General features: G+C 69.5%; 20 protein-coding genes. 10 read left to right on the top strand and 10 right to left on the bottom strand.

Annotated elements, in window-relative coordinates; genetic code table 11:
• Positions 1–2: 2 nt before the first annotated feature.
• A complete protein-coding gene (locus ACH49X_RS09575) occupies positions 3–1,331 on the top strand; it encodes an ABC transporter substrate-binding protein (protein ID WP_357207517.1) in 1,329 nt (442 codons plus the stop codon).
• 27 nt (positions 1,332–1,358) lie between these two features.
• Positions 1,359–2,441 (top strand): ABC transporter ATP-binding protein, encoded by a 1,083-nt coding sequence (locus tag ACH49X_RS09570; protein WP_195079552.1) that lies wholly within the window; start codon positions 1,359–1,361, stop codon positions 2,439–2,441.
• A 48-nt stretch (positions 2,442–2,489) separates the two neighbouring features.
• Here ACH49X_RS09570 and ACH49X_RS09565 read toward each other — a convergent pair whose 3' ends face one another.
• From ACH49X_RS09565 to ACH49X_RS09555, 3 genes are all read right to left on the bottom strand, one after another.
• Positions 2,490–4,508 (bottom strand): M13 family metallopeptidase, encoded by a 2,019-nt coding sequence (locus ACH49X_RS09565; protein WP_195079553.1) that lies wholly within the window; start codon positions 4,506–4,508, stop codon positions 2,490–2,492.
• Between the two features lie 153 nt (positions 4,509–4,661).
• Positions 4,662–5,036 carry a DUF397 domain-containing protein gene (locus ACH49X_RS09560; RefSeq protein ID WP_195079554.1) on the bottom strand — a complete coding sequence of 125 codons (375 nt, stop codon included), beginning with the start codon at positions 5,034–5,036 and terminating at the stop codon, positions 4,662–4,664.
• Positions 5,037–5,046: 10 nt separating this feature from the next.
• Positions 5,047–5,898, bottom strand: a complete 852-nt coding sequence (locus tag ACH49X_RS09555) for a Scr1 family TA system antitoxin-like transcriptional regulator (RefSeq protein WP_195079555.1) — start codon at positions 5,896–5,898, stop codon at positions 5,047–5,049.
• Positions 5,899–6,033: 135 nt separating this feature from the next.
• Between ACH49X_RS09555 and ACH49X_RS09550 the strand changes: the two genes are divergently transcribed.
• Positions 6,034–6,558 carry a hypothetical protein gene (locus ACH49X_RS09550; RefSeq protein WP_357106834.1) on the top strand — a complete coding sequence of 175 codons (525 nt, stop codon included), beginning with the start codon at positions 6,034–6,036 and terminating at the stop codon, positions 6,556–6,558.
• Here ACH49X_RS09550 and ACH49X_RS09545 read toward each other — a convergent pair.
• Both ACH49X_RS09545 and ACH49X_RS09540 read right to left on the bottom strand, forming a co-directional pair.
• Positions 6,527–7,030 carry a DUF4190 domain-containing protein gene (locus ACH49X_RS09545; protein ID WP_195079557.1) on the bottom strand — a complete coding sequence of 168 codons (504 nt, stop codon included), beginning with the start codon at positions 7,028–7,030 and terminating at the stop codon, positions 6,527–6,529. The genes ACH49X_RS09550 and ACH49X_RS09545 overlap by 32 nt on opposite strands.
• A gap of 115 nt (positions 7,031–7,145) precedes the next feature.
• Positions 7,146–7,934: a pirin-like bicupin family protein gene (locus tag ACH49X_RS09540; RefSeq protein WP_195079558.1), complete on the bottom strand. Its 789-nt coding sequence runs from the start codon at positions 7,932–7,934 to the stop codon at positions 7,146–7,148.
• A gap of 235 nt (positions 7,935–8,169) precedes the next feature.
• Here ACH49X_RS09540 and ACH49X_RS09535 point away from each other — a divergent pair, with 235 nt between their 5' ends.
• Entirely contained in the window at positions 8,170–8,634 is a 465-nt protein-coding gene (locus ACH49X_RS09535; RefSeq protein WP_357106838.1) for an NUDIX domain-containing protein, read from the top strand.
• Between the two features lie 117 nt (positions 8,635–8,751).
• Positions 8,752–10,047 carry a hypothetical protein gene (locus ACH49X_RS09530; protein WP_195079867.1) on the top strand — a complete coding sequence of 432 codons (1,296 nt, stop codon included), beginning with the start codon at positions 8,752–8,754 and terminating at the stop codon, positions 10,045–10,047.
• On the opposite strand, the gene ACH49X_RS09525 is transcribed toward ACH49X_RS09530, so the two are convergent.
• Positions 10,040–10,513 (bottom strand): hypothetical protein, encoded by a 474-nt coding sequence (locus tag ACH49X_RS09525; protein WP_357207520.1) that lies wholly within the window; start codon positions 10,511–10,513, stop codon positions 10,040–10,042. The genes ACH49X_RS09530 and ACH49X_RS09525 overlap by 8 nt on opposite strands.
• Positions 10,514–10,754: 241 nt before the next feature.
• On the opposite strand from ACH49X_RS09525, the gene ACH49X_RS09520 reads away from it, so the two are divergent.
• Positions 10,755–12,446, top strand: a complete 1,692-nt coding sequence (locus ACH49X_RS09520) for a DUF4185 domain-containing protein (protein ID WP_357207523.1) — start codon at positions 10,755–10,757, stop codon at positions 12,444–12,446.
• On the opposite strand, the gene ACH49X_RS09515 is transcribed toward ACH49X_RS09520, so the two are convergent.
• Genes ACH49X_RS09515 through ACH49X_RS09505 form a run of 3 tightly spaced genes read right to left on the bottom strand, consistent with a single transcriptional unit; the run spans position 12,416 to position 14,737 of the window.
• Positions 12,416–13,273, bottom strand: a complete 858-nt coding sequence (locus ACH49X_RS09515; protein WP_357207526.1) for a biotin-dependent carboxyltransferase family protein — start codon at positions 13,271–13,273, stop codon at positions 12,416–12,418. The genes ACH49X_RS09520 and ACH49X_RS09515 overlap by 31 nt on opposite strands.
• Positions 13,273–13,971 (bottom strand): allophanate hydrolase subunit 1, encoded by a 699-nt coding sequence (locus tag ACH49X_RS09510; RefSeq protein WP_357207529.1) that lies wholly within the window; start codon positions 13,969–13,971, stop codon positions 13,273–13,275. The genes ACH49X_RS09515 and ACH49X_RS09510 overlap by 1 nt, the downstream gene beginning before the upstream one ends.
• Before the next feature lie 10 nt (positions 13,972–13,981).
• Positions 13,982–14,737: a LamB/YcsF family protein gene (locus tag ACH49X_RS09505; RefSeq protein WP_195079564.1), complete on the bottom strand. Its 756-nt coding sequence runs from the start codon at positions 14,735–14,737 to the stop codon at positions 13,982–13,984.
• Between the two features lie 137 nt (positions 14,738–14,874).
• On the opposite strand from ACH49X_RS09505, the gene ACH49X_RS09500 reads away from it, so the two are divergent.
• Entirely contained in the window at positions 14,875–15,690 is an 816-nt protein-coding gene (locus ACH49X_RS09500) for a hypothetical protein (protein WP_195079565.1), read from the top strand.
• A gap of 5 nt (positions 15,691–15,695) precedes the next feature.
• On the opposite strand, the gene ACH49X_RS09495 is transcribed toward ACH49X_RS09500, so the two are convergent.
• The gene (locus tag ACH49X_RS09495; RefSeq protein WP_357106851.1) at positions 15,696–17,129 is read right to left on the bottom strand and encodes a CCA tRNA nucleotidyltransferase; all 1,434 of its coding nucleotides are present in this window, start codon (positions 17,127–17,129) and stop codon (positions 15,696–15,698) included.
• Between the two features lie 398 nt (positions 17,130–17,527).
• Here ACH49X_RS09495 and ACH49X_RS09490 point away from each other — a divergent pair, with 398 nt between their 5' ends.
• The 3 genes from ACH49X_RS09490 (at position 17,528) to ACH49X_RS09480 (ending at position 25,414) form a co-directional block, all read left to right on the top strand.
• Positions 17,528–18,073 carry an NUDIX hydrolase gene (locus ACH49X_RS09490; RefSeq protein WP_195079567.1) on the top strand — a complete coding sequence of 182 codons (546 nt, stop codon included), beginning with the start codon at positions 17,528–17,530 and terminating at the stop codon, positions 18,071–18,073.
• The gene (locus tag ACH49X_RS09485; protein WP_357106854.1) at positions 18,070–20,637 is read left to right on the top strand and encodes a DUF6049 family protein; all 2,568 of its coding nucleotides are present in this window, start codon (positions 18,070–18,072) and stop codon (positions 20,635–20,637) included. Before ACH49X_RS09490 ends, ACH49X_RS09485 begins: the two co-directional genes overlap by 4 nt.
• 910 nt (positions 20,638–21,547) lie before the next feature.
• The gene (locus ACH49X_RS09480; RefSeq protein WP_323124344.1) at positions 21,548–25,414 is read left to right on the top strand and encodes a lipid II flippase MurJ; all 3,867 of its coding nucleotides are present in this window, start codon (positions 21,548–21,550) and stop codon (positions 25,412–25,414) included.

Here is a 25,414-nt window from a genome sequence, read left to right as displayed (position 1 = left end):
ACGTGTCCACTGCACAGTTCCCCGCGCTGACCCGGCGCGGATTCCTCGGGCTGACCGGCGCGCTCACTGCGGGCGCCGCGCTGACCGCGTGCGCGGGCACCGGAGGCGGCGGCAAACAATCCGGCGACGCCAAGACCCTCACCTTCTGGTCCAACCACCCGGGCACATCGAAAGAACTCGAGGCCGAGCTCATCCGTCGCTTCCAGGACAAGCACCCCGACCTGACGGTGCACCTGGTCGACGCGGGCAAGAACTACGAGGAGGTGTCGCAGAAGTTCAACGCGGCGCTGTCGGGCGGTGACCTGCCCGACATCGTGGTGCTGTCCGACGTCTGGTGGTTCAACTACGCGCTGAACGGCACCATCGAACCGCTCGACGGCCACTTCGCCGACGCGGGCGTGCGGCTGGACGACTACGTCGACTCGCTGGTCGCCGACTACCAGTTCAACGGCAAGCACTACGCGCTGCCCTACGCCCGCTCGACCCCGCTGTTCTACTACAACAAGGACGTGTGGAACCGGGCCGGCCTGCCCGACCGCGGTCCGCAGAGCTGGCAGGAGTTCGACGAGTGGGGGCCGAAGCTGCAAGAGGTGGTCGGGGAGGGCAAGCTCGCGCACGGCTGGGGCGATGCGAAGAACTACCTCGCCTGGACCTTCCAAGGCCCGAACTGGACCTTCGGTGGCGCGTATTCGGACAACTGGACGCTGAAGTTCACCGATCCCGGCACCATCGCGGCGGGCACGTTCCTGCGCGACATGATCAACACGAAGAAGTACGCGGGCATCAAGCCGCAGATCGCGGTGGACTTCGGCACCGGCGTGATCGCCTCGACGATCGCCTCGACCGGCGACCTGCGGGGCATCCAGAAGAACGCCGAGGGCAAGTTGACCGTCGGCACCGCCTTCCTCCCGCATCCGAACGGACCCGGCGTCACCACCGGCGGCGCGGGCCTCGCGATTCCGGCGCGCCTGTCCGACGAGCGGAAAGTGAACGCGCTGAAGTTCATCGAGTTCGTCACCAACCCGCAGAACACCGCGTACTTCTCGCAGGGCACCGGCTACATGCCGGTGCGCAAGTCGGCCGTGGACGATCCCAGCCAGCGGGACTTCCTGGCGAAGAATCCGAACTCGAAGGTCGCGATCGATCAGCTGCCGCTGACCAAGTCGCAGGACTACGCCCGCGTCTTCGTGCCGGGCGGTGACCAGATCATCGGCACCGGCTTGGAGCAGATCGGTCTGCGCAACGCCGACGTCGCCGCCACGTTCGCGAACGTGACCAGCCAGTTGCAAGCGATCATCGATCGGCAGATCACGCCCAAGCTGCCGAAGTAGCGCCCGTCCCCGAGGAGACCGACAAGCATGGCCACCGTGCAGTTCGACAGCGTGACGCACCGGTACCCCGGCGCGCAGGCACCGGCCGTCGACCAGCTCGAACTCGACATCGCCGACGGTGAGTTCGTCGTGCTCGTCGGTCCGTCGGGATGCGGCAAGTCGACCAGCCTGCGCATGCTCGCTGGGCTGGAATCCGTTGCGCGCGGACGCATTCTGATCGGCGGCAAGGACGTCACCGGCTTGCCGCCGCGGGCGCGGGACGTGGCGATGGTCTTCCAGAGCTACGCGCTGTATCCCAACATGACCGTCGCGCAGAACATGGGCTTCGCCCTGCGCAACGCGGGCATGAACAAGACCGACACGCTGGTGCGGGTCCGCGAGGCGGCGAAGCTGCTCGAGCTCGAGGACCTGCTCGATCGCAAACCCGCCCGGCTGTCCGGCGGGCAGCGGCAGCGCGTCGCCATGGGGCGCGCCATCGTCCGCCGGCCCCAGGTGTTCTGCATGGACGAGCCGCTGTCCAACCTGGACGCGAAACTGCGGGTGAGCACGCGCGCGCAGATCGCGGCCTTGCAGAAGCGGCTCGGCACCACCACGGTGTACGTCACCCACGACCAGGTCGAGGCCATGACCATGGGCGATCGGGTGGCGGTGCTGCGCGAAGGCAAGCTGCAGCAGATCGCCGCGCCGCGCGTGCTCTACGACGATCCGGTGAACACCTTCGTCGCGGAATTCATCGGCTCGCCGGGCATGAACCTGCTGGAAGCGCCGGTGCGCGACGGTGCGGCGGGGCTCGGCGACCTGCGCGTTCCGCTGCCGCCCGCCGCGAGATCCCGCGACCGGGTGGTGGTGGGGGTACGGCCGGAGTCATGGGAGGTCACCGCCGAACCCGCCGACGGCCTTGCGGTCGACGCCGAGCTGCTGGAAGAACTCGGCGCGGAGTCGTTCGTCTACAGCCACGGCATCGCCGCGGACTGGAGCAGCCGATCCGGGAAGGTGGTCGCGCGCGTCGACCGCCGCTTCCAGGTGCGGCTCGGTGACCGGCTGTACCTGCGGCCCCGGGCGGAGGACGTCTTCTTCTTCGACGCCGCGACCGGGGACCGCCTGCGCTGACCGCAGCGCGGCCGAGACGGTCGCAACGGACAGCCTCGGCGCCGGGAATCACCAGATCTTCACGCGCTCAGCGGGTTCCAGATACAGCGCGTCGCCGGGTTCGACGCCGAACGCCTCGTGGAAGCTGTCGATATTGCGCACGACCGCGTTGCAGCGGAACTCCGGCGGCGAATGCGGATCGGTGGCCAGACGCCGGATGGCCTCCTCCGTCCTGGCTTTCGTGCGCCATACCTGCGCCCACCCGTAGAACACCCGTTGCAGGCCGGTGAGCCCGTCGATCACCGGCGCGGCGGCGCCGCCCAGCGAGATCTTGTACGCCTCCAGCGCGATGGACAGGCCGCCGAGGTCGCCGATGTTCTCGCCGATGGTGAACTGGCCGTTCACCGTGTGCTCGTCCGGCAACTCCTTGGGGGAGAGCACGTCGTATTGCTCGATGAGAGCGGTCGTCCGCTTGGCGAATTCGGCGCGGTCCTCGTCGGTCCACCAGTCCACCATGTTGCCGTCGCCGTCGTACTTCGCGCCCTGGTCGTCGAAGCCGTGCCCGATCTCGTGGCCGATCACCGCCCCGATGCCGCCGTAGTTGGCGGCGTCGTCGGCGTTCATGTCGAAGAACGGTGGCTGCAGGATGGCGGCCGGGAAGACGATCTCGTTCATGCCCGGGTTGTAGTAGGCGTTGACCGTCTGCGGGGTCATGAACCACTCGTCGCGGTCGACCGGACCGCCGAGTTTGTTCAGATCCCGATCGTGTTCGGCCGCGTAGCCTCTGCGGTAGTTGCCGACCAGGTCGGCCGGGTCGATCACGAGGCCCGAGTAGTCCCGCCACTTGTCCGGGTAGCCGATCTTCGGGGTGAACTTCTCCAGCTTCGCCAGCGCGGCGACCCGGGTGCCCTCACCCATCCATTCCAGTTCGGCGATATTGCGGCGGTAGGCCTCCTGCAGATTCGCCACCAGCTCGACCATGCGCGCCTTGGCCTCCGGCGGGAAGTGTTCGGCGACATAGAGTTTGCCGACCGCCTCGCCGAGCAGGTCTTGCACCAGCGTGACGCCGCGCTTCCAGCGCTCCCGGTTTTCCTGGGCGCCGGTGAGCGTGCGGCCGTAGAAGTCGAAGTTCTGCTCGACCACGGCGTCGGTCAGGTACGGCGCACGCGAACGCAGCACTCGCCAAGCCGCCCACGCCTGCCAGTGCGCGAGCGGCTCTTCGGCCCACAGCCGCGCGAACGTGCGCACGTAGTCCGGCTGGTTGACCACCAGCTCGGCGAACAGCTCGGGCCCCGACGCGTCCACGCCTTCGGCCAGCGCGTCGGTCCACGCGACCCAGTCGAACTCGGGGTTGTCGGCGGCCAGCGCCTCGAAGGTGGTGAGGTTGTACCTGAGCTCGGCGTCCCGCCTGCGCACCACGTCCCAATGGCCTGCGGCCAGTTTCCGCTCCAGCTCGAACACGCGCGCGCCGACGGTGCCGAGTTCGTCCGGCAGCAGGCCTGCGACCTGCGGGTCGGCGGCGGCCAGGGCGAACATGCGGTCGATGTGCGCGATGTACTTCGCCCTGATCTCGGCGAACTCGTCCTGCCGGTAGTACGACTCGTCGGGCAGGCCGAGGCCGGACTGGGTGGCGTGCGGGAGATAGCGGTTGGAGTCCTTGTCGTCGGTGTCGACGTAAACGGCGACCGCGCCACCGATGCCGGTGCGCTGCAACCGGCCCAGCAGCGCCGCGAACGCCCCCTTGTCGCCGACCTCGGCGATCGCCGCGAGTTCGGCGGCGATCGGCGCGAGCCCGGCGGCGGCCACCGCGTCGGTGTCCATGAAGCTGGAGTACAGGTCACCGATCTTGCGGGCCTCGCTGCCTGGTTCGGCGTCGGTGGCCGCGGCATTCTGGATGATCGCCTGCACATCCAGCTCCGCCTGGTCGTACAGCGCGCGGAAGGCGCCGTCCACCGCCCGGTCGGCGGGGATCTGATGCTGCGCCAGCCACTTGCCGTTGACGTGCGCGAACAAGTCGTCCTGCACCCGCACGTCCTCGTCGAGGTAGGACAGATCGATACCGGAAGGACGGGTCAGTTCGGAAGTCACGGTGTCCAGTATGCCGACAAGCGCGCCCGTCGGCCGTGGGCGAGGACCACGAGCCGTCCTTCCGAGCCTGGTCGCAGCGATCGACGCGGGGAACGTGCGAGGCCGCTCATCCGCCTCCGGCCGAGCGTTGGTGGGTGTGCGCCCTACGGGGAATCAAGCGGGCAAGACGACCCGATCGAATTCGCCGTCATGCGCGCCGAGCAGGAAGGCATCCCACTCCTCCGGTGTATAGACGAGGGTGACACCGCCGTAGGTCAGTGCGGTGTGCCCATCGGCTGCGGGGTGCGCGCTCAGTTCGCCGTCCGATCGCCCGTGAGTGCGCACCGCGTCGAGGAACGCGGTCCATTCGGCTGCCGTGACGGTGATGACGGGCTCTCCGGCGGGGCGGTTCGCCGGGTCGCGGCGATATTTGCTGTCCCGGATGAGCACCGCATCACCATCGAACCTGACCTCGACGCATTGGTTGCCGTTGTTCGATCTGGTCGATGTGAACCAGCCGGTGCGTACCGGCCGTACGGTGCTGGCCATGGGCAGGATTTTACACGCGGGAATAGCGCCTGATCAGGGCCAATGAGTCCGCTCGCGAGAGCGACTGCTCCATCGCCCGCAGGTAGGCGAAGCGCAGATCGCGGACCAGATCCGGGTCTTCCACCGCCCCGCCGAACACCGCGCTCTCCACCCAGCCGAACGTAGGCAACTGCTCGCCGGCGAAGTCGATGAGGTGGAAACTCGATCCGCCGAGCACCGCGCCCGCGGTGGCCGCGAACGGGATCACCCGCACCTCCACGGTGTCCAGTTCCTCGATCAATTCGGCCAGATAGGTCAACTGTCCGCGCAGCACGTCCGGACCTCCGGTCTGCTGCAACAGCGTGCCTTCCCCGAACACGGCGGTCAGCTCCACCGGATCCGCGCCGCGCAGCCGCTCCTGGCGCCGCATCCTGATCGCGACCAACTGTTCGACCTGGACCGGGCGGATCATCACATCGGCGCTGATCAGCGCACGCGCGTAGTCCTCGGTCTGCAACAGGCCGGGCACGACGAGGCTGTCGTAGCTGCGGATGCTCTGCGCGCCGTATTCCATGCCGTACAGCCGTTGCAGCTCGGGTCCGATCAGCGCCGAGGACTTCGCCCACCAGCCGCGCTGCTTGCTGGCCTCCAGCAGGGCCAGCAGTTCCACCCGTTCCTCGGCGTCGACGTCGAGCAGTTCGAGGACCGGGCCGATGGTCTTGGCGGTGAGCACGCGCCTGCCCTTCTCGACGTGCGACCAGTTGGCCGGGGTGAAGCCCACCCGCCCGGCGAACCCCGCGGAGTCGAAGCCGCGCTGTTCCCGCAGTTCACGAAGCCGAAGCACCAGCTCCCAGCGGGCAACGGTCGGCGAGACGGGTGCCATGTGACGGGATGCTACGCCCCCTCCGGCGCGCGGCGCGGTGACTATTGTCAAGCGACTTGCCCAGGACTAGGGTCGAGACAGCGATCGATTCTTCCGAGCACGCGTCCCCACCACTGCGAGGCGAGGTTGTTCGTCATGGGTACATCGCGCATCGAATCGGGCAGGCATCTCGCGTCCACTGATCTTCCTTCGATCGAGGACGCGTTCGCTCGCTGCCGTCGCTATCGCGACGAGCACGGGCTGTACGCACTCGTGGACCCGATCCTGGGTCGCATCATGCTGGAGGTCGGCTCGGTGGGAGCGGTCGTGATGCCCGCCGCGTTCGGCCGCCGGGTGCTCGAGCGGTTGGCCGCCGGACCCGAACCGCGGCCGGGCCCGATCATCGCGCATCCGCGCGCCCACCGCTGGACCTTCCTCACCGGCCCCACCGACAACTCCTACCTGGACACCGCCCTGTTCGCGGACCTGTTCCGGATCTGCGCGTCGATCGCGCTGCCTGGCAGCCACATCGTGCTGCCGTCACCCGCCGACGAGCACGGCGGCTACCGAACCTGGGTCGTGGCGCCCGACGGCGACTTTCGCCGTGCCTTCGCCGAGGTGATCGCCACGACCCTGGCGTGCGCCGCGGCTACCGGGGCGTCGGCGCGGGCGCCGGAGTGAGGGTGACGCTGTACTTGTCCTGTAGCTTCTGATTCCACTCGCGCTCGCACTGCTCGATCTTGGACTGATCGTTGTTCGCCTTGTTCACGCAGTCGATGAAGTCTTTGCCACCCGAGTTGACGAAGAAGCTGTAACCCACGACGGTGAGCAGCACGGCGCCGATGATGCCGAGCGCGCCGAGGACGATGCCGGTGATCGCCATGCCCATGCCGCCCGCGGTGCCCGCACGCGCTTTGAACACGGCGACGATGCCGAGGATGACCGCGAAGATGCCGCAGGCGTAGCCGCCGATCACCGTCCAGAAGAACAGCAACGCCAGGATGCCGAGCACCAGCGCGGTGATCGCCAGGCCACGGCCCTTCGGCGATTCCTGCCAGTAAGCGGGCTGGCCAGGGTACTGACCGCCCGGGGGCTGTGGATATTGCCCCGGCGGCGGGTACTGGCCGGGCGGCGGGGGCGGATATTGCGACATGGACTTCCTCTCCGTCGGTGCCTCGCGATGCTCGGTCCGGACGAGGTTGGCCCGGGGGTGCGCGGCGGTCGCCTACTGATCGCACTTCCCGCGGACGGATGTTAATGCCGACCGGCTACTGGGCGCCGAGCCGTGCGTGCATCTCCCAAACCAACACTTCCGAAGGCTGCCGCGCGACCACCCGTTGTCCGCCCGACCTGGTCAAACGCACCGCGTCCCCCTCGTACAGCGGGCCGACGCCCTCCATGTCCACCTCCCCGCGCGCCACGAACAAATGCAGATACGGCGCATCGGGTAGGTCGATCACCTGCTCGGCGCCCGGCTCCGCGCTCGCCATGCGCGCCACGTGCAGCGCCGAATGGCTGCTGTTGATGGCGATCGCGGTGCGATCCCGGTAGCGGGGCAGACCCGATGCGACCGTGACCAGACCACCTTTCGCCAGCTCGTCGTCGATTTCGAGCTGCTGGTAGCCGGGGGTCAGGCCCGGCTCGTCCGGCACGACCCACATCTGCACGAAATGCACCGGCTGCTCGTGTTCGGCGACGCGGCCGTCCAGACGCCACGAGTCGTTCTTCTCCGAATGCAGGATGCCGGTGCCTGCGCTCATACGCTGGGCCAGGCCGGGATAGATGACGCCGCTGTGCCCGAGCGAATCCTGATGCACCAGGCTGCCGCCGAGCACCCAGGTGACGATCTCCATGTCCCGATGCGGGTGGGTGTCGAAGCCTTGGCCGGGGGAGACGATGTCCTCGTTGTTGACCAGCAGCAAGCCGTGGTGGGTGTTGTCGGGATCGTAATGTTCCCCGAAGGAGAACGAATGCTTCGAATCCAGCCAGGAGACCCGCGTCTTCATGCGGTCGCCGCCACGGTGGACATCGATGTGTGGTGTCGTGAGTGTGGACATCATGGTCCTCCTCTCGGGACCGTGCACCGATCGCCATTCAGGGTAGGAGCACTTCCACCGCGGTACTCCACATTCCTAGTAAATTGTGCCGCACTCGGCATTTTACGCGAGCGACCGGAAGGTGAACGGGAGGCGAGCAGAACCAACCGGTACGTCGAAACGTCGGGCCACCTCGTCGGATATCGCGGCCCGTCCCCGATTGCCAAGCGCCACAACGACAACCGGAGGTAGCGACGTGCTCGACCCCGATGACCTCGCCCTGATCGAACAGCAACTCCGCAGCGAAGCGCACCGCGATGGCATCGCGCATTTCGTGGTCGGCGTCGCCGTGTTCCGCGCGGGCAGGCTTCTGGTGGTGCGCCGCGTGGCCGACGACTATCACGGCGGTATGTACGAACTGCCCGGCGGTGGCGTCGAATCGGGGGAGACATTCGCCGAGTGCCTCGCACGGGAATTGCTCGAGGAAACGGGGCTGCGGCTGCGCGCGGTCGTCGACTTCCTCGGCGGATTCGATTACGCCACCAGGACCAAGTCGAAAGTGCGGAAATTCAGCTTCGTGGTGGCGGCCGAACCGGGCGATGTGGCCCTCGCGCCGGGCGAGCACGACGCGTTCGCCTGGATCGACGCGGACTCGCTGGACGAGCTGCCGATGGCGCCGGACATGCGCGCGACGGTCAGCACGCTGTTCGACCGCGTCTGACCCGCCATCGGCGCCGACGCGCGCGTGTGCGGCCCAGTCGGCGAACACAGTACGCTCGCCAACGTGTCGACTGGTCACGCCGATGGCCGCACTCCCGCGGAGCAACGGCCGGGTGGACTGCGCGCAACACTTCGGCAGAGTTCGGGCGTGTCGCGGCTGGCCGTGGTGCGCTTCGCCGGGCAATTCGGCGACGGGATGTTCCAGGCGGCGCTGTCGGGGGCGATTCTGTTCAACCCCGAGCGGGAGACCGATCCGCTGGCCATCGCGGCGGGCTTCGCGGTGCTGCTGCTGCCGTATTCGCTGATCGGGCCGTACGCGGGCGCGCTGCTGGATCGCTGGGACCGGCGCACCGTGCTGTTGGTCGCCAACGTGCTGCGCGCGGTGCTGATCGCGCTGGTCAGCGGAGGACTGCTGGCCGGAGTCGGCGAGACGCCGCTGCTGTTGCTGGCGCTGGCGGTGGTCGGCGTCAGCAGATTCGTCCTTGCGGGCGTCTCGGCCGCGCTGCCACGAGTGCTGGCCCAGGCATGGCTGGTGTCGATGAACTCGGTGCTGGCCACCGTCGCCTCCGCGTGCGCGGGTGCAGGCGCGGCCGTCGCGGTGGGCGTCATCGGACTGATCGGGGCGGGAGACTTCGCCTCGGCGGTCGCGGTGGCGATCAGCGGCATCGGGTCACTGCTCGGCGCCGCCCTGGCGGCGGGGTTCCGGCCGCGCGTGCTCGGCCCGGCCCCCGGCACGGCGGCAGGCGAGAACACCGTGCACGCGATCGCCACCGGTCTACGTACCGGGGCCACGGCGGTGTGGGAATCGCGGGCGGTCACGACGGCGATGCTGGGCATCGGCACCCATCGGATCGTCTTCGGCATGAATACGCTGATCATGGTGCTGGTCCTGCGCCAGACCCCGGTGGACGGCTCCGGACTCAGCGGCGGCCTGGTCGGATTCGGCGTCACGATCGCCGCCACCGCCGCGGGCATGCTGGTGGCCGCCGTCGCCGCGCCGCTGCTCATTCCCCGGCTGGGACGGGCGCGCACCGTGGTCGCCGGTCTGATCACCGCGATGCTCGTGCAATTGACGCTGGTCACGCCGATCGCGTTCGCCGAATCCGGCGCCGCGGCGCAGCGTGCGCACGAACTTCTTCTGATCGGGGCGTTCCTGCTGGGTCTCGCCGGGCAGACGATCAAGCTCACCGGTGACGCGACCATGCAGATCGACATCGATGACGCCCGCCGCGGCCAGGTGTTCGCGTTGCAGGACACGGTGTTCAACGTCGCGTTCGTGCTGGCGATCGCGGTGGCGGCCCTGATCGTTCCGGACGACGGCCGATCGGCGATCGTGGTGCTGGCCGGAGCCGCGATCTACGCCGCGGGAATCGTGGCCATCGCGGTGAACACGCGCCGCCGCGCGGTCAGCTGAGCGACGGGTCGTCGCCGCAGTCGCGCCGGTCGCGGTTCGACCAGTGGGCGAGGTGCTCGGGCAACGCACCCGCTTCCGGCAGATCGGGCTCCGGCGGCGAACCCGATGATCGTGCCTCGCCGAGTAGACGATCCGGCCCGTCGGTGTCCGTGCGCACGATCCAGTCCAGCGGCTCGTTCGCCGTATCACCGGGCAGACCGGTGATCTGGTGGTTCCACGTGCCGAGGCCGGTGGGATCGGTGAAGAAATGGTCGAGCACGCCGTCGTCGTCGAGATCCAGCGCGGCGATGCCGGCGCGGCCGCAACCGGCCGCGTCCCACAGCGCGTCGTCGGCGATGCCGTCGCCGTCGAAATCCAGGCGCACCGCGTCGGCCGTGCCCGCATCGCCGAGAGTGAGGTCGGCCTCGCTGGTCCAGACGTGCACGGGTCCGTCACCGGTACCGAACACGTACTCGATCTCGTTCATACGTCCTTGGACGCACGCGGCGCGGCGCCGGTTCCATCGCGCGGAGCTTTTCCTTCGCCGTCCCCCGTTCGCGGTGGTTGTTCCGGTAAGTTGGCACGTCAGCAGCCGACCGACAGGAGTCAACACGACATGGGTTCTCCGGTGCACCACCTCGACGCGGTACGAGAACTGCTGAGCTCCGCCGAGTCTCGGTCCACCGCCGGGCATCCGATCGCCTGACGAGCGCGGCAGGGCCGGCCTGATGCGCGCATCCGGAAGCAAATCGCCTTGTGCACCCGCCTTCTTCGGCGCACTGCTCGCAGGCGCCTTGGCCGTGCCTGCGCCCACCGCGCAAGCCGCACCCTTTCCGTGGGCGCCACCGCCGGTCAACAGCTGCGGTGAGGTCGGTTTCGATCCGCTCAACCGCGAGCCCGATCCCGCGCAGCCGCCGCCACCACCGCTGCCGCCGCAGATCGACATCCCTGTGCCGATCCCGGAACTCACTCCGGTCCCGGTGCCCGACCCACCGCAGGACAACACGCGGATCGTCCCGGAACCGCTGCCGGAGAATCCGTGCGACAACCCGTGCCCCGACATCAGGGACTACCCCGAGCATCCCGAGCCCGATCCCGATCCCAGCCCCACGCCCGAGACCGGCGCCGACGAGAAGACCGGTTCCTCCGGCTCGGCAGCCGGACCCGATTCGGGCAGTGGGTCGGGCTCCGCATCGGGATCCGGTTCGAGCGATGGCTCCGGCTCTTCCTCCGGGTCCGGCTCTCCGGTCAAGCTGCCGCGCATCGAGTTCAAGCCGGAGACCGAGCCGATTCCCGTCCCTGTGCCCGGCGGTCCCGGTGAGGAGCCGCAGCCCGCGCCGCCGCAGGTGGTGCATCCGGCCGAGCCAGGCCCGCTCGCGGCCGCGGTGGCCGCGCCCGCGGTCGAGTCGGTACGGCTGGTCGGGCAGGTGACCGGGCACGGCTCGGACAACCGCACCGACATGCGCTGGCAGGTCGACGGCACCGATCTCGGCCTGATGTGGGAGACCCGACCCGGTGAGGTCGCCGTGGTGTTCGGGGACACCTTCGGCAAGGGCTGGGGTGTCGGTGGCGCGGGCAACGACGACCAGGACTGGCGCAGCAACGTCATCGGTTTCAGCACCGACCGCGATCTGGACGACGGCCTGACGCTGGACACCTTCGCTCAGGACAGCCGCTGCCACGCGGCGGAGATCCTGGGCAGTCGCAAGATCAAGAACTGGGAGACGACCACCATCCCGACCTCCGGGTTCGCCGTCGGTGACCGGCAGTACCTCAGCTACATGTCGGTGAACCGATGGAGCCGCATCCCGGGTCTGTGGTGGACCAACTACGGCGGCCTCGCCTATTCCGACGACCGCGGGCGCACCTGGCGCAAAGACCAGCACGCCAAGTGGGAGAACCTGTTCGGGCTCGGCAAGTTCCAGGTCGCGGCGATGGTGCCGCAGGGCGACTACGTCTACATGTTCGGCACGCCCAACGGACGCATCGGCACGATCGCGCTGGCGCGCGTGCCGAAGCACCAGGTGCTGAACAAGTCCGCCTATCAGTACTGGGTCGGCGGCACCTGGGCGCCCGCCGCCGAGAATCAGGCCGCCCCGCTGGTGCTCGGCATCGCCAGTGAACTGTCGGTGCGCTACGACCGGGAGACCGAACAGTGGCAGATGGTCTACCTGGATTCGGCGCGGGGCGCGATCGTGCTGCGTACCGCGGCGAGCCCGCAGGGCGCGTGGACGGACGCGATACCGCTGGTGTCCACCGCCGACTACCCGAAGTCCTACGGTGGCTTCATCCATCCGTGGTCGACCGGCGAGGACCTGTACTTCATGCTCTCGGCCTGGGACAGCTACAACGTGTATCTCATGCACGCCCGGCTGCGGCCGAACCCGGGTCAGCCCGCGCGCACGAATCGCACCGGCTGACCTGGCCGCGTCTGCGCGATGGCGTCGACGTCGGCATCGACGACCACCGCGATCACCGGATAGCCGCCGGTGATCGGGTGATCGGCCAGGAAGACCACCGGTTGTCCGCTCGGCGGCACCTGGATCGAGCCGAGCGCCATGCCTTCGGTCGGCAGTTCGCGGGTGACCTTCCTGGTCAGCGGTGGCCCGACGCGGCGTTCCAATCGGGCGCCGATCCGGTCGGTGTCGGTGGAGATCGCCCATTCGCCCGCGAACAAGGCCGCGGCGTCGGCGAACCAATCGTCGCGCGGACCGAGCACGGCGCGCACAGTGACCACGCCCGCGGGTAATCCGGCGACCGGGGCGAAGTCCACAACCGGGATCGTGTGCGGAGAAGACCCGACCGGGAGACGATCACCCTTCCGCAAAGGTTCCGGCCCCAAGCCGGACATCGTGTCGCGACTGCGGGAACCGAGCGTCTCCGGCACGGCGATGCCGCCGCGCACCGCGACATAACTGCGCAGTCCGACGGACGCGTAGCCGAGGCGCAGCTCCTGTCCCGGTTCCAGTTCCAGCACACTCGCGTGACCCACGGGCCTGCCGTCGACGGTGGCGGGGGCAGGTGCGCCGGTGACCGCCAGCATGACGTGCTCTTCCGCGTGCAGCGCGAGACCGCCGAGCAGCACTTCGACGGCCGCGTGCCCCTCCGGGTTGCCGACCAGCCGATTGGCCAGCCGCAGCGACCCGCGGTCCGCCGCTCCCGCTGGACCGACGCCGGAATCGAACCAGCCCGGCCGCCCGAGATCCTGGATGGTCGCCAGCGGGCCGACCGCTTCGACGACGATCATCAGCCGTCCCTCGCGTCGAGGAATCGAACTGTGGCGCCCGCGCGGATCAGCGCGGGCGGGTCACGCTCGGTATCCCACATCCTGAGGTCGGTGGTGCCGATCAGTTGCCATCCCCCGGGGGTGCTCCTGGGGTACACCGCGCTGTATCCACCCGCGAGGGCGACCGCACCCGCCGGAATCGATGTGCGCGCCTGCGCTCTGCGCGGCACGGACAACCTTCCGTCCGGCGCTTCCAGATAGCCGAAGCCCGGCGCGAAACCGACGAAAGCGCACCGCCACAGCGTTCCGGTGTGCGCCGCGATCACTTCCGCGGTCGTCACCTCCAGCATCCGGGCCACATCGTCGAGGTCGGCGCCGTCGTAGCGCACCGGAATCGACACCGGTTCGGTGCGGTGGCCGGAGGATGTTCCACGGGAAACAGCGTCCGATCGCTCGGCGTCCAGGGTGACCAGCAGCGTGGTCAGCGATCGGCGGACCGCTTCGGCAGCGCGCGGCGAATCGAGCGTCAGGAGTACCGTTTCCGCGGCCGGAAGCAGATCCTGCACGCCGGGTACCTGGCGCTCGCGCAGGGCGATGACCAGCGCCGCCACCATGTCGCGGCGATGCGGAGTGACCAGCAGCGCCCGGTCACCCGCCGACCGGATCGCCTCCTCGGCCGCCCGCCGCTGCGCGTGGGTCACCGCGCCCGTGGTCTTCATCTCCTCACCTCTAGCCGAAGGGCTCCACCGGCACCCCGACTTCGTCCAGCGCGGTGCGGATGTGGCGAGCCATCTCCACCGCCGCGGGCGAATCGCCGTGCACGCAGATACTGGCGGCGCGCACCGCGACCTCGCCGGAACCGTCCGCGGTGCGCGCGGCTGCGGACTTCGCGATCGAGATCGCCTGAGCCACCGCCTCTTGCGGACCCAACACCGCCCCCGGCGTGCCGCGCGGCGCGAGCGAGCCGTCGGGGGTGTACGCGCGGTCGGCGAACCCTTCTCCGACGAAGCGCACCCCGGCGGCTTCCGCGGCCGACTCCAGCTGGGTGCCGGCCGGGCCGAGCAGGGCCAGCCGCGGGTCGTACTCCGTCATCGCGGCCAGTACCGCGTCGGCCAATTCTCGATCGCGCGCAGCCGAGTGATAAAGAGCCCCATGCGGTTTCACATAGCGCACCCGGTCACCGGCCGCCTTCGCGAAAGCGTCGAGGCCGCCGATCTGATACAGCACCTCGTCGCGCAGTTCCCCGGGTGCTACGGCGATCGCACGCCGACCGAAGCCGGCCAGATCGCGGTAACCGACGTGGGCGCCGATCCGCACTCCCTTCGCCACCGCGAGCGCGCACGTCTTACGCATGATCGCGGGGTCGCCCGCGTGGAATCCGCAGGCGATGTTCGCGCTGGTCACGATGTCGAGCATGGCGGCGTCGTCGCCCATCGTCCACGGGCCGAAGCCCTCGCCGAGATCACTGTTCAGATCCAGCGCCATCTGCGTCCTCCCAGCGGTGTGTGACCATTTTCGATTCTCGTGCTCCAGCGTTGCCGCGGGCAAGGACCGCGGGTCCACGCGACCTGGGTCACAACCCACCGGTCTCGGGCCGCGCGCCAAGTACGCTCGATCCAATCATGGCCACGTATTTCGATCCGAAGTCCTGGTCGCCGCTGCGGGCCGTCGATCTCGGAAAGCGCCTGTTCGATCAGTCCTGGCTGGAGCAGTGGGTCACGCTCAGCACGGCCTGGATGGATCCGGTCGCCGACCTCGGTGCCGGCACCGTCACGGCGCTGCTGCCGGACGTGCTGATGACCATGCTCAGCGAGGGCATCCTGAGCCGGTTCGGCGGACAGGAAGTCAGCGCCACCCTGCTCGGTCACGATCTGCACGCCACCCTGCAGGTGTTGAAGGTGCGCAGGCGCGGCGCGCACTTCCAGACCAAGACCGTGCTGTCGCGGCTGCGCTGGGACGATCACCCGATCGAGTCCGTGACGGTGATCGCCCACGGCGTACGCCTGATCCCGGGCGTGCCGACCAAAGTGCGTACCGCCCGGCTCGATCTGATCGGCACCGTCACCACGGCGGCGCTGGTCGGATGGCTCAACACCCAGCCGTTGGACTGGGAGCTGGACGTGCACCCGAGCGGGCTGATCCGGGCCAGGCACCGCCGTCGGCTGGTCACCGCCCTGGTGGACGCGACGGTCACGGACAACCGCCTGGATATCGCGGTGCGCCGGGTGACCTGGCTCGGCTTCCGTGTCCCGCGGCGCATGATCGACGTGCCCGCCCTACCGCTCGAGCAGCTGCCGAAGAACGCGCGGATCGTACGCGCCGCACGGGAGGGCGACCTGATCCGCTTCCGGGTCGAGCTGCCGGAGATCTCCGGGTCCTTCGACCTGGCCCAGATGCGCTCGGCGATCCTGGCCGGCACCACCCTGATCGTCTTCTGACCTGCTCAGCCCTGCGTCTTCCACCACTCGAGCAGCGCGGCCTCGGCTTCGTCCCGGCTGAGCGGGCCGTGGTCCAAGCGCAGTTCTTTCAAGTGCCGCCAGGCCCGGCCGACCTCAGGGCCCGGGGGCAGGCCGAGCAGCTCCATGATCGCGTTGCCGTCCAGGTCCGGGCGGACCTTGGCCAGATCCTCCTGCTCGCGCAACCGCTCGATCCGCGCTTCCAGCTCGTCGTAGGTGGCGCGTAGCGCGGCGGCCCTGCGTTTGTTGCGGGTGGTGCAGTCGGCCCGGACCAGTTTGTGCAGGCGGGGGAGCAGCTCGCCGGCGTCGGTGACGTAGCGGCGCACCGCGGAGTCGGTCCACTGGCCCCTGCCGTAACCGTGGAAGCGCAGGTGCAGGAACACCAGCCGGGCGACGTCCTCGGTGAATTGCTTCGGGTACTTCAGCGCGCGCATCCGTTTGCGCACCATCTTGGCGCCGACCACCTCGTGATGGTGGAAGCTGACGCCGCCGCCCGGCTCGTTGCGCTTGGTGTCCGGCTTGCCGATGTCGTGCAGCAGCGCGGCCCAGCGCAGCACCAGGTCCGGGTCGCCCTCCTCCTGGTCGATGGCCTGTTCGAGCACGGTGAGCGAATGCCAGTAGACGTCCTTGTGCTGGTGGTGCTCATCGATCTCGAGCTTCATCGCGGGCACCTCGGGAAGCACCCGTTGCGCCAGTCCCGTCTCGCACATGACGTTGATGCCGTCGATCGGATGCGCGCCGGCGATCAGCTTGTCCAGCTCGACCCGCACCCGCTCGGCGGTGATGCGGTCGATCTGATCGGCCATCGCCGTGATCGCGGCGCGCACGCGGGGATGCGGCTCGAACCCCAGCTGGGAGACGAACCGCGCCGCCCGCAGCATGCGCAACGGATCGTCGTTGAACGAATCCTCCGGCGCGGCAGGCGTGTCCAGCACCCCGTCGAGCAGGGCGGTCATGCCGTCGAGCGGGTCGACGAACTCCAGCGCGCCGTCCGCGCCGATCTTCACGGCCATCGCGTTCACCGTGAAGTCGCGGCGCACCAGGTCTTCCTGGAGGGAGTCACCGAAGGTCACCTGCGGGTTGCGCGACACCCGGTCGTAGCTGTCGGCGCGGAAGGTGGTGATCTCCAGTTGCTGACCGTCCTTGGCCGCGCTGACCGTGCCGAACGCCAGACCTCCTGTGTCCCACAGATGGTCCGCCCACCCGCGCAGGATGCCCTGCACCGCGTCCGGCCGCGCGTCGGTGGTGAAATCCAGGTCGGTCCCCAGCCTGCCGAGCACCGCGTCCCGCACGCTCCCGCCCACCAGGTACAACTCGTGCCCCCGCGCCGCGAACATCTCACCCAGCGGCGTCAGCACATCCGACAGCCCCCCGAGCGTCACCGCCGCGGCGGCCAGCAATCGGGTACGTCTATCCAGCACAGCGTCCTGGGACCTCGGCGCAACCACGAATGAGCAGCTTACCGAGCCACGCCAACAGCGATGGCAGCCAAGCCCCACGCAGCAGCCCAGATATATAAGGACACCGACATGAGCCCAGCCAGCGGCGTACGCGCACCCCGCAGCCTCCCGTCGAATCCGTCCACCGGCTACTCAGCCCAGCTCACCCCACGATCGTGGGGCGAAGCGAGACCGAGCACCTGTCACGCGGGCATCGTTGCCCCGACAGAACGAGCACCCTCTCCGAACCGCGCACCCCGCACACCCAGGCCCGACAATCGAACGCGCTCAGCTCACCTCCACCACGACTTTCGAGCGAAGCGAGACCGAGCATCCGCCGCGCCGAAGGCGTGGCCAAAACAACACAGTAGGATTGCCAGGTGTCTCCGGCCGATCGTGCGAACAGTCGACGCCGCCAGCCTCGGCGCCGCGGTTCGGCCGCCAATGCCGCCAATGCCGCGAAGCCACGGATGCGCACGGTGCGGGAGACTTCGGCGGGTGGACTGGTCGTAGACGGCCTCGACGGTCCTCGCGAAGCGCGCAGCGCGGCCCTCATCGGACGCACCGATCGTCGCGGGCGGTTACTGTGGTCGCTGCCGAAGGGACATATCGAAGAAGGTGAGACCGCCGAGCAGACCGCGATCCGCGAGGTCGCCGAGGAGACCGGCATCAACGGTGTCGTGGTCGCCGAACTCGGCAGCATCGATTACTGGTTCGTGACCGATGGTCGGCGGGTACACAAAACGGTGCATCATTATCTGCTGCGTTCGGTCGGTGGCGAACTGTCCGACGCCGACGTGGAAGTGACCCAGGTTGCCTGGGTTCCGTTGAGTGAACTGGATTCTCGGCTGGCCTACGCCGACGAGCGGCGGCTGGCGGAGATGGCGAACAAGCTGATCGACCGGATGGAGACCGGCAAGCGATGACGCGTGGACTGTTCCGGATCTTCGTGGCGGTCCTGACCATCCTCGGCCCGGTGACGACGCTGCCACTGCTCGATTCCGCGGCGGCCGGAGCGCAGCCGACCGGGTCCGGCACCTCGACGAATCCCAAATTCTTGAAGCTGTCCCTGGATTCGGTGACGCCGACCACAGTCACCGCGGGCAGCGATCCGGTGCTCACGGTCGCGGGCACGGTCACCAACATCGGCGACCGTGTGGTGGACGACGTGAGCATCCGGGTGCAGCGGGCGGCGGCGATCACCACGCCGGTCGGCTTGCGCGCCACTTTGCGCCTCGACGAGGTCAACTACGACGTGAACGGCGACTTCGAGGACGTGGCGGAGCGGCTGAACCCGGGGCAGCGCAAACAGTTCACGTTGAGCATCCCGCTGCGTTCGGAGACCGGCGCCACCTCGTTGCGGATCACGGAGCCTGGCATCTACCCACTGCTGCTGAACGTCAACGGGGAACCGGCTTACGGCACGCAGGCCAGGCTCGACGACGCCAGATTCCTGCTCCCGGTGCTCGGCGTGCCGCCCGCTCCCGGCGACGAGGCTCCGGTGCCCGCGCCCACCGACGCTCCGGTGGCGACCACGCTGCTGTGGCCGCTGGCCGACCGGCCGCGGCAGGTCGGGGGTCATCCCGGCAGCGTGGACGGCAAGGTGGAGCTCACCGACGACGAACTGGCCGCCTCGCTCGGCAAGGGCGGGCGACTGGATCAGTTGCTGGCCGCGCTGGAAGGGACGTTGACCACGAGCGGGGGCCGCAACGCCGAGCTGGCCTCGGCGGTGTGCCTGGCCGTCGACCCCGACCTGCTGCTCACGGTGCGCGCGATGACCAGGGGTTATCGCGTGCTGGCCAGCCCGTCCGATCCCGATGGCGCGACCAGGGCGGGCGCAGGCGCCGAGCAGGCCCAGACCTGGCTGGACCGGTTGCGCGCGCTGGCCGGGTCGATGTGCACCGTGGCGCTGCCGTTCGCGCAGGTCGATCTCACCGCGTTGGCCGCGGTCAACGATCCGGCGCTGTCCGCGCGCGCGCTCAACGAACCCGCCGAGATCATCGATTCGATCCTGTCCACCCGATCGGTGCGCGGGGTGAGCCTGCCGGATTCCGGCAGCATCGATGAGGGGGCGGGAGCCCTGTTGCGCAGTCACGGTTTCGGCACCGCCGTGCTCGCCTCGACGGCGGCCGTTCCGCAGGGCAGCGTGGACTGGGCACAGTCGAGCAGTGAGAGCGGCCGGGCCACCGCCGGTGCGAACGAGGCGCTGTCCAGCGCGGACGCGGCGGTCCCGGAAGTGGTCCGGCTGCCCGACATCACCGCCAGCCAACCGGCCGGACCGGCGCCGCAGGTCACGGGCAGTCCGGCGCCCGCAGCGAGTGCCCCCGCGCCCGCCGCCGACCCCGCTCTGCACGCGGTGACGTTCGACATCTGGTCCGCGACCGCGCTCGCGGCGGTGGGCTCGAATCCGCCGACCCCGCCGTTCACCCCGTCCCGGGTGCGCTACGACGTGACCAACGATTCGCGCGCGGCGCGCTTGCAGGACGCTCTCGGCGCGATTTCGTGGAGCGCGCTGCATCCCGAGGCCAACCGGTCCCGGTCGCTGCTGCTCGTCCCGCCACAGCAGTGGGGCGCGAACCGGGACGAGGCGACCGCACTGCTGCGGCAAGTCGACCAGATGCTGCGCGGCAACCTCGCCACCGCGCGTCCGTTCCACGATCTGGTGGCGCTGCCGCCGGATCCGCAGCCCTATCAGCTGGACTACCTGACGCAGGCCGCGCAGGACGCGGTGCCGGACCGATTCCTGCCGCCGGTGCGCGAGCAGAGCCGCCGGATCACCGAGATGATGCGCGCCTTGGTGGACGTGCCCGAGGCCGAACCGACGCCACACGACTTCCTGACGCCGCTGCGTGACGACCTGTTGCGGGTGCTCAGCCTCTCGGATCGGCGGGCGGGCGATGCCGCCCCGCCGGACACGTTCGCCCAGCGTCGGCTGGACCAGAACACCCGCACGATGGACAAGCTCTATCGCTCGGTCACCGTGCTGCCGCCGGGCGGGGTGTACACGCTCGCGTCCGAGCAGAGCCCCCTGCTGCTGGTCGCGCGCAACGATCTGCCGGTGGCCATCCGGGTCAAGTTCCGGATCGAGGCGCCGAACGAGACGAAGATCACCGATCCCGGCGAACAACAGCTCCCGGCCAACGGGTCGCGGTCCTTCCAGATCCCCACGGAGGTCAGCGACAGCAGGAACCTCGTCATCCCGATCTCGCTCACCACGCCGGAGGGCGTCGCGCTCGGCAATCCCACCCAGGTCTCGGTGCGTTCGAATGCCTACGGCAAGGCCTTGGCGATAATTACGGGATGCGCCGCACTCCTGCTGCTCCTGCTGGCCGGCCGCCGTTTGTGGCGCCGGTTCCGCGGGCAGCCCGATCCGGCCGACGAGGGCTTCGATCCGAGCACCAGGCGCCGGGTCAACCGCTACCGGCGTGCACGCATGCGCGTACTGCGGGCGCAGGAACAAGAGCAGGAGCAGTTGCAGGAGACGCGGTGACCGATCCCGCTTCGACTGGACCGGGTAAACCGCCGCGACCTGCGTCGATGCGGGGTACCGCGTTGTCGTGTGGCACGGTGGAGGACAATCACGGTGTTGCCGAGCCGGTGCGATCCGGACCGGGACCACTGACAGAATGTTCGCCGATCACGGCGAACCATTGCGGCGAGCCGCGGCTCACCGCACCGATGGGGGTGCGGATATCCCGGCTGGTACAGGAGGCATGATGAGCGACGATGACATATCGGCTCATCGCCCTCGACCAAGCGACCGGCTCGACGGGCCACCGGTTCGCCGGGCGCCGGCCGCGCCGTGGGAACGCGGCCCCGCTGCGGCCGAAGCCGAACACCAGGGTGTGAACGGCGGTCAGTACGACGACGGCCAGGCGCCGAGGGTGCCGCAGATCAGTCGTCCTCCGGCCGCGCCGCAGCCGCGTCCTGGTCAGCACATGGCGCCGCCGCCACCCGCCGGGCAACCGAGGCCGCCCGTGCCGCCACCGCCGCGTCCCGGGCCGGTACCGAACCCACGGCAATATCCCGCTCCGCCGCCGGCGGCCGGACCCGGCCAGCCCCGGCCGGTCCCGCCCGGCCCCGCTCGCCCTGGGCCCGCGCCTTCCGGTCCGCCCGCAGGCGCGCGGCAGGCTCCGCCGCCTCTCCCGCCGCGGGCGCCGCAGCCCGGAGCGATCCCGGCTGCTCCACGCCCTCCGCAGTCCGGCGCCATTCCGGCTGCTCCACGCCCTCCGCAGTCCGGCGCCATTCCGGCTGCTCCACGCCCTCCGCAGTCCGGCGCGATCCCGGCTGCCCCGCGGCCCCCGCAATCCGGTCCGATCCCGGCGGCGCCACGCGCACCCCTTTCCGGAGCGATTCCGGCTGCCCCGCGGCCCCCGCAATCCGGTCCGATCCCGGCGGCGATGCCCGCCGTCCCGCCGGAATCCGATCGGGTGCCGCCGCCGCGCTACGCCCCGTCGCAGCCGCAGCAGTTCCCGCCGCCGCGGCAACGACCGGCCGCCCCGGTCCGGCACGAGCCCGCGCAACCGGATCGCCCACGGACGAGTGAGTGGCCGGCTGCCACCGCCACCGAGGAGCCGCCGAAAGCGGAGGCTTCGAAGCAGAGTGCGACCTCCCGGCTGCTGAGCGATTCGGGGTCGATCGCGTTCGCGACGCTGATCAGCCGGATCACCGGGTTCGGCAAGCAGCTGCTGCTGCTGACCGTGCTCGGCCCCGCCATCGCCAGCGCGTTCACCGTGGCCAGCCAGATCCCGAACATGATCGCGGAACTGGTGCTCGGCGCGGTGCTCACCGCGATCGTGGTGCCCACGCTGGTGCGCGCGGAGCAGGAGGATCCCGACCGGGGAGCGGCCTTCGTCCGGCGCCTGGTGACCGCGGCTTTCGTGGTCCTCGCCGCTGCCGCGCTGCTGGCGACCGCCGCGGCGCCGGTGCTGACCACATACGTCTTCCTGCCCGACGACGGCCAGGTCAACACCGCGCTCACCACGGCGCTGGCTTTCCTGCTGCTGCCGGCGATCCTGTTCTACGGCATGTCGGCGCTGCTCACGGCGATCCTCAACACCCAGCAGATGTTCAAACCCGGCGCATGGGCTCCGGTGCTGAACAACCTGGTGGTCCTCACCGTGCTCGGGTTGTACGTCGTGATGCCGGGTGAGATCACGCTGGACCCGGTCCGCATGAGCGACCCGAAGCTGCTGGTGCTCGGCGTCGGCGTCACGCTGGGCGTGGTGGTGCAGGCGGTCAGCCTCGTTCCGGCGATCCGCAGGGCGGGCATCGACCTGCGGCCGCTGTGGGGTATCGACGATCGCCTCAAGCAGTTCGGCGGCATGGGCGCGGCGATCATCCTGTACGTCTTGATCAGCCAGGCGGGTTTCGTCTTCGCCACCCGCATCTCGGCGCACGCCGACGAGGCCGGCCCGGCGATCTACAACAACGCGTGGCTGCTGCTGCAACTGCCCTACGGCGTGCTCGGCGTCACGGTGCTCACCGCGATCATGCCCCGGCTGAGCCGCAACGCCGCCGCCGACGACACGCCCGCCGTGGTCGACGATCTCTCCGCCGCCACCCGGTTGACCATGATCGCGCTGGTCCCCGTGGTCACGTTCTTCACGCTGGCCGGTCCGCAGGTCGGGCAGGCGCTCTACGGCTACGGCAATTTCGGATCCGACGCCGAACGTCTCGGACTCGCGGTCAGCTGGTCGGCGTTCGCGCTGATCCCGTACTCGCTGGTGCTGATCCACTTGCGCGTGTTCTACGCCAGGGAGCAGGCGTGGATTCCCACCTGGATCATCCTCGGCATCACCGCGGCCAAGATCGTCTTCTCCGCGCTGGCCCCGGTCGTCACCGACGCCGAGCACGTGGTGGTCGCGCTCGGCGTCGCCAACGGACTCGGCTTCGCGGTCGGCGCCGTGGTGGGCGGTTTCCTGCTGCACCGCAGTCTCGGTGACCTGCGCATGGCGAACGTCGGCCGAACGGTGACCCGTGTCGTACTTGCGTCACTCGCGGGCGGCGCGGTGATGTGGATCGTGGACCGGGTACTCGGCCTGGATCGGTTGACCGCGTCCTTCGGCGGACCCGGTTCGCTGATCCGGGTGGCGATCACCGCGATCGTCATGTTCGCGGTGGCCTTCGGCCTGATGCGACTCGCCGGTATTCCGGAGATCGTCGCCATCACCGTGTCCGTCTCGCGGCGCCTCGGCTGGACCCCGCCCGCGCCGGAACTCGACCTGGAGAGCCCGGTCGAGGATCCGTACGTCACGCAGGTGCTGCGCAGGCCCGACCCGTACTTGGCATACCCGCGGTTCGATCCGTACATGGACGCCCAGACCATGGTGCTTCCTGTGATCAGACCCGATGCCGTTGACCGCACCGGCATGGGTGAGTTCCCGTACCCTGTTCGGCAGAGAAGCACAAGTGGCGAATTCGCCGGAACCTCGACATACCAGGGCGAAGGAGGACCGAGGGTGAGCGACGACGCGGTGGGCGGCGTCCCAGCCGCCGATTCTTCTGCGACCACGCCCGGCGGACTGTCCACCGATGTACCGCCGACCGCGGGGGAGCCGTTGGATCCCGCGTACGCGAACAAGGAACCGGGCACCGCCGGGCCGGAGCAGAACGCGGCGAGGCCGCAGGACAACCAGCTGCCGCCGCGCGATCCGATGTACGACACCGGGATGATCCCCGTCGGCTCGCCGGAGATGCCGCCGATGGGTGGCGAGAATCTGGGCGCACGGCGAATCCCGCGCGGTCCCAAGCTGATTCCGGGCGCGTCGGTGGCGGGCGGCCGTTACCGCCTGCTGGCCAGTCACGGCGGCGCCCGCGGCCTGAAGTTCTGGCAGGCGCTGGACATCAAACTCGATCGTGAGGTCGCGCTGACCTTCGTCGACGCCGACCAGAAGGCGACGGAGAACTCCGGGCAGGACGGTCCCCAGGCGATCCTGTCCAGGACGCTGCGCCTCGGCCGGATCAACTCGCCCGGCCTCGCCCGCGTGCTCGACGTCGTGCGCGGCAGCTCCGGCGGCATCGTGGTCGCGGAATGGACGCCGGGCCGTTCGCTGCGCGAGATGGCCGAGACGGTGCCTTCCCCGATCGGTGCGGCACGCGCCATCCGCGCCCTCGCCTCGGCGGCCGAGCTGGCGCACCGCGGCGGCGGATCGCTGTCCATCGACCATCCCGATCGGGTGCGCATCAGCGCCTCGGGTGACGCCGTGCTCGCCTTCCCCGGCACCTTGTCCGACTCCGACGCGCAGTCCGACGTACGCGGTCTCGGCGCGATGCTCTACGCGCTGATCACGGCCCGCTGGCCGATCCGCTCGGGCGGTGTCAGCGGCGCCGCCGCGACCGTCGGCGGCCTGCGGCCGGCCGATTTCGGCCCGGACGGCACGCCGGTGGAACCGCGCCAGATCCGTCCCGAAGTGCCGTTCGAGATCTCCGCGGTCGCCGTGCGCTCACTGGAGTCGAACAAGGGCGTACGGACGGCGGCGACGGTCCAGCATGTGCTGGAGCAGGCCTCGGTGGTCGATCAGAAGACCGATTTCATCCCGGTGCTGCGGCTCGGCCAGCGCGCTCCCGCCAATATGGACGACTCGCTGGCCGATCCGGAACTGCTCGCGGCCGAACGCGAACGCTCCCAGCGGATGATGTGGATCATGGTCGGCCTCGGCATCCTCGCCGCGCTGGTGGTCGGCGTCGTGATCTGGTGGATGGTCAGCGTGTTCGCGCCGAGCGCGTCCGACGCGCCGCTGAACGAACAGCGCAATATCGGCCTGACGACGAACAACCAGCCAGCGCCGACGCCCGCCGCCGCTGGTCCCGGCCTCACCTCGACGGGTGTGCCGGTCCCGGTGACGGGCGTATCGGTGTTCTCGCCGGAGGGCACCGCCGACGGTGTCGCCAACGTGCACGCGGTGCTGGACAACGATCCCGGCACCCAGTGGCGCACCGATCAGTACTTCCAGCAGTTCCCGGCACTCAAGAAGGGGGTCGGTCTGCTGGCCACGCTGCCGGCCCCCGCGAAGCTCACGAACGTCTCGATCAACTCGCCCAGCGCGGGGACTTCGGTGGAGATCCGCACTTCGCCCACCGGCTCCCCGACGCTGGATCAGACCCAGCTGATCGGCTCCGCCCGGCTGGACGACGGCGTCACCGACATCCCGGTGCGCGCCGATCAAGCCGCCCGCTACGTGCTCGTCTGGATCACCGGACTGGGGAATTCCGGAGGACAGTTCCAGACCGCCATCGCCGACATCCGTTTCGACGCCGCGCCGTAG

Source organism: Nocardia sp. NPDC019323 (assembly GCF_044389845.1).
Lineage (GTDB): Bacteria > Actinomycetota > Actinomycetes > Mycobacteriales > Mycobacteriaceae > Nocardia > Nocardia implantans.
Note: the sequence above shows the minus strand (reverse complement) of the source record. Positions and strands in the feature narration are given on the sequence as shown.

Coding starts and splice junctions, on each gene's coding strand:
- ACH49X_RS09570 (WP_195079552.1), top strand. CDS start 1,359: ATGGCCACCGTGCAGTTCGACAGCGTGACGCACCGGTACCCCGGCGCG.
- ACH49X_RS09560 (WP_195079554.1), bottom strand. CDS start 5,036: ATGGCCAGCACCGTACGGCCGGTACGCACCGGCTGGTTCACATCGACC.
- ACH49X_RS09555 (WP_195079555.1), bottom strand. CDS start 5,898: ATGGCACCCGTCTCGCCGACCGTTGCCCGCTGGGAGCTGGTGCTTCGG.
- ACH49X_RS09550 (WP_357106834.1), top strand. CDS start 6,034: ATGGGTACATCGCGCATCGAATCGGGCAGGCATCTCGCGTCCACTGAT.
- ACH49X_RS09545 (WP_195079557.1), bottom strand. CDS start 7,030: ATGTCGCAATATCCGCCCCCGCCGCCCGGCCAGTACCCGCCGCCGGGG.
- ACH49X_RS09540 (WP_195079558.1), bottom strand. CDS start 7,934: ATGTCCACACTCACGACACCACACATCGATGTCCACCGTGGCGGCGAC.
- ACH49X_RS09525 (WP_357207520.1), bottom strand. CDS start 10,513: ATGAACGAGATCGAGTACGTGTTCGGTACCGGTGACGGACCCGTGCAC.
- ACH49X_RS09520 (WP_357207523.1), top strand. CDS start 10,755: ATGCGCGCATCCGGAAGCAAATCGCCTTGTGCACCCGCCTTCTTCGGC.
- ACH49X_RS09515 (WP_357207526.1), bottom strand. CDS start 13,273: ATGATCGTCGTCGAAGCGGTCGGCCCGCTGGCGACCATCCAGGATCTC.
- ACH49X_RS09510 (WP_357207529.1), bottom strand. CDS start 13,971: ATGAAGACCACGGGCGCGGTGACCCACGCGCAGCGGCGGGCGGCCGAG.
- ACH49X_RS09505 (WP_195079564.1), bottom strand. CDS start 14,737: ATGGCGCTGGATCTGAACAGTGATCTCGGCGAGGGCTTCGGCCCGTGG.
- ACH49X_RS09500 (WP_195079565.1), top strand. CDS start 14,875: ATGGCCACGTATTTCGATCCGAAGTCCTGGTCGCCGCTGCGGGCCGTC.
- ACH49X_RS09485 (WP_357106854.1), top strand. CDS start 18,070: ATGACGCGTGGACTGTTCCGGATCTTCGTGGCGGTCCTGACCATCCTC.
- ACH49X_RS09480 (WP_323124344.1), top strand. CDS start 21,548: ATGCCCGCCGTCCCGCCGGAATCCGATCGGGTGCCGCCGCCGCGCTAC.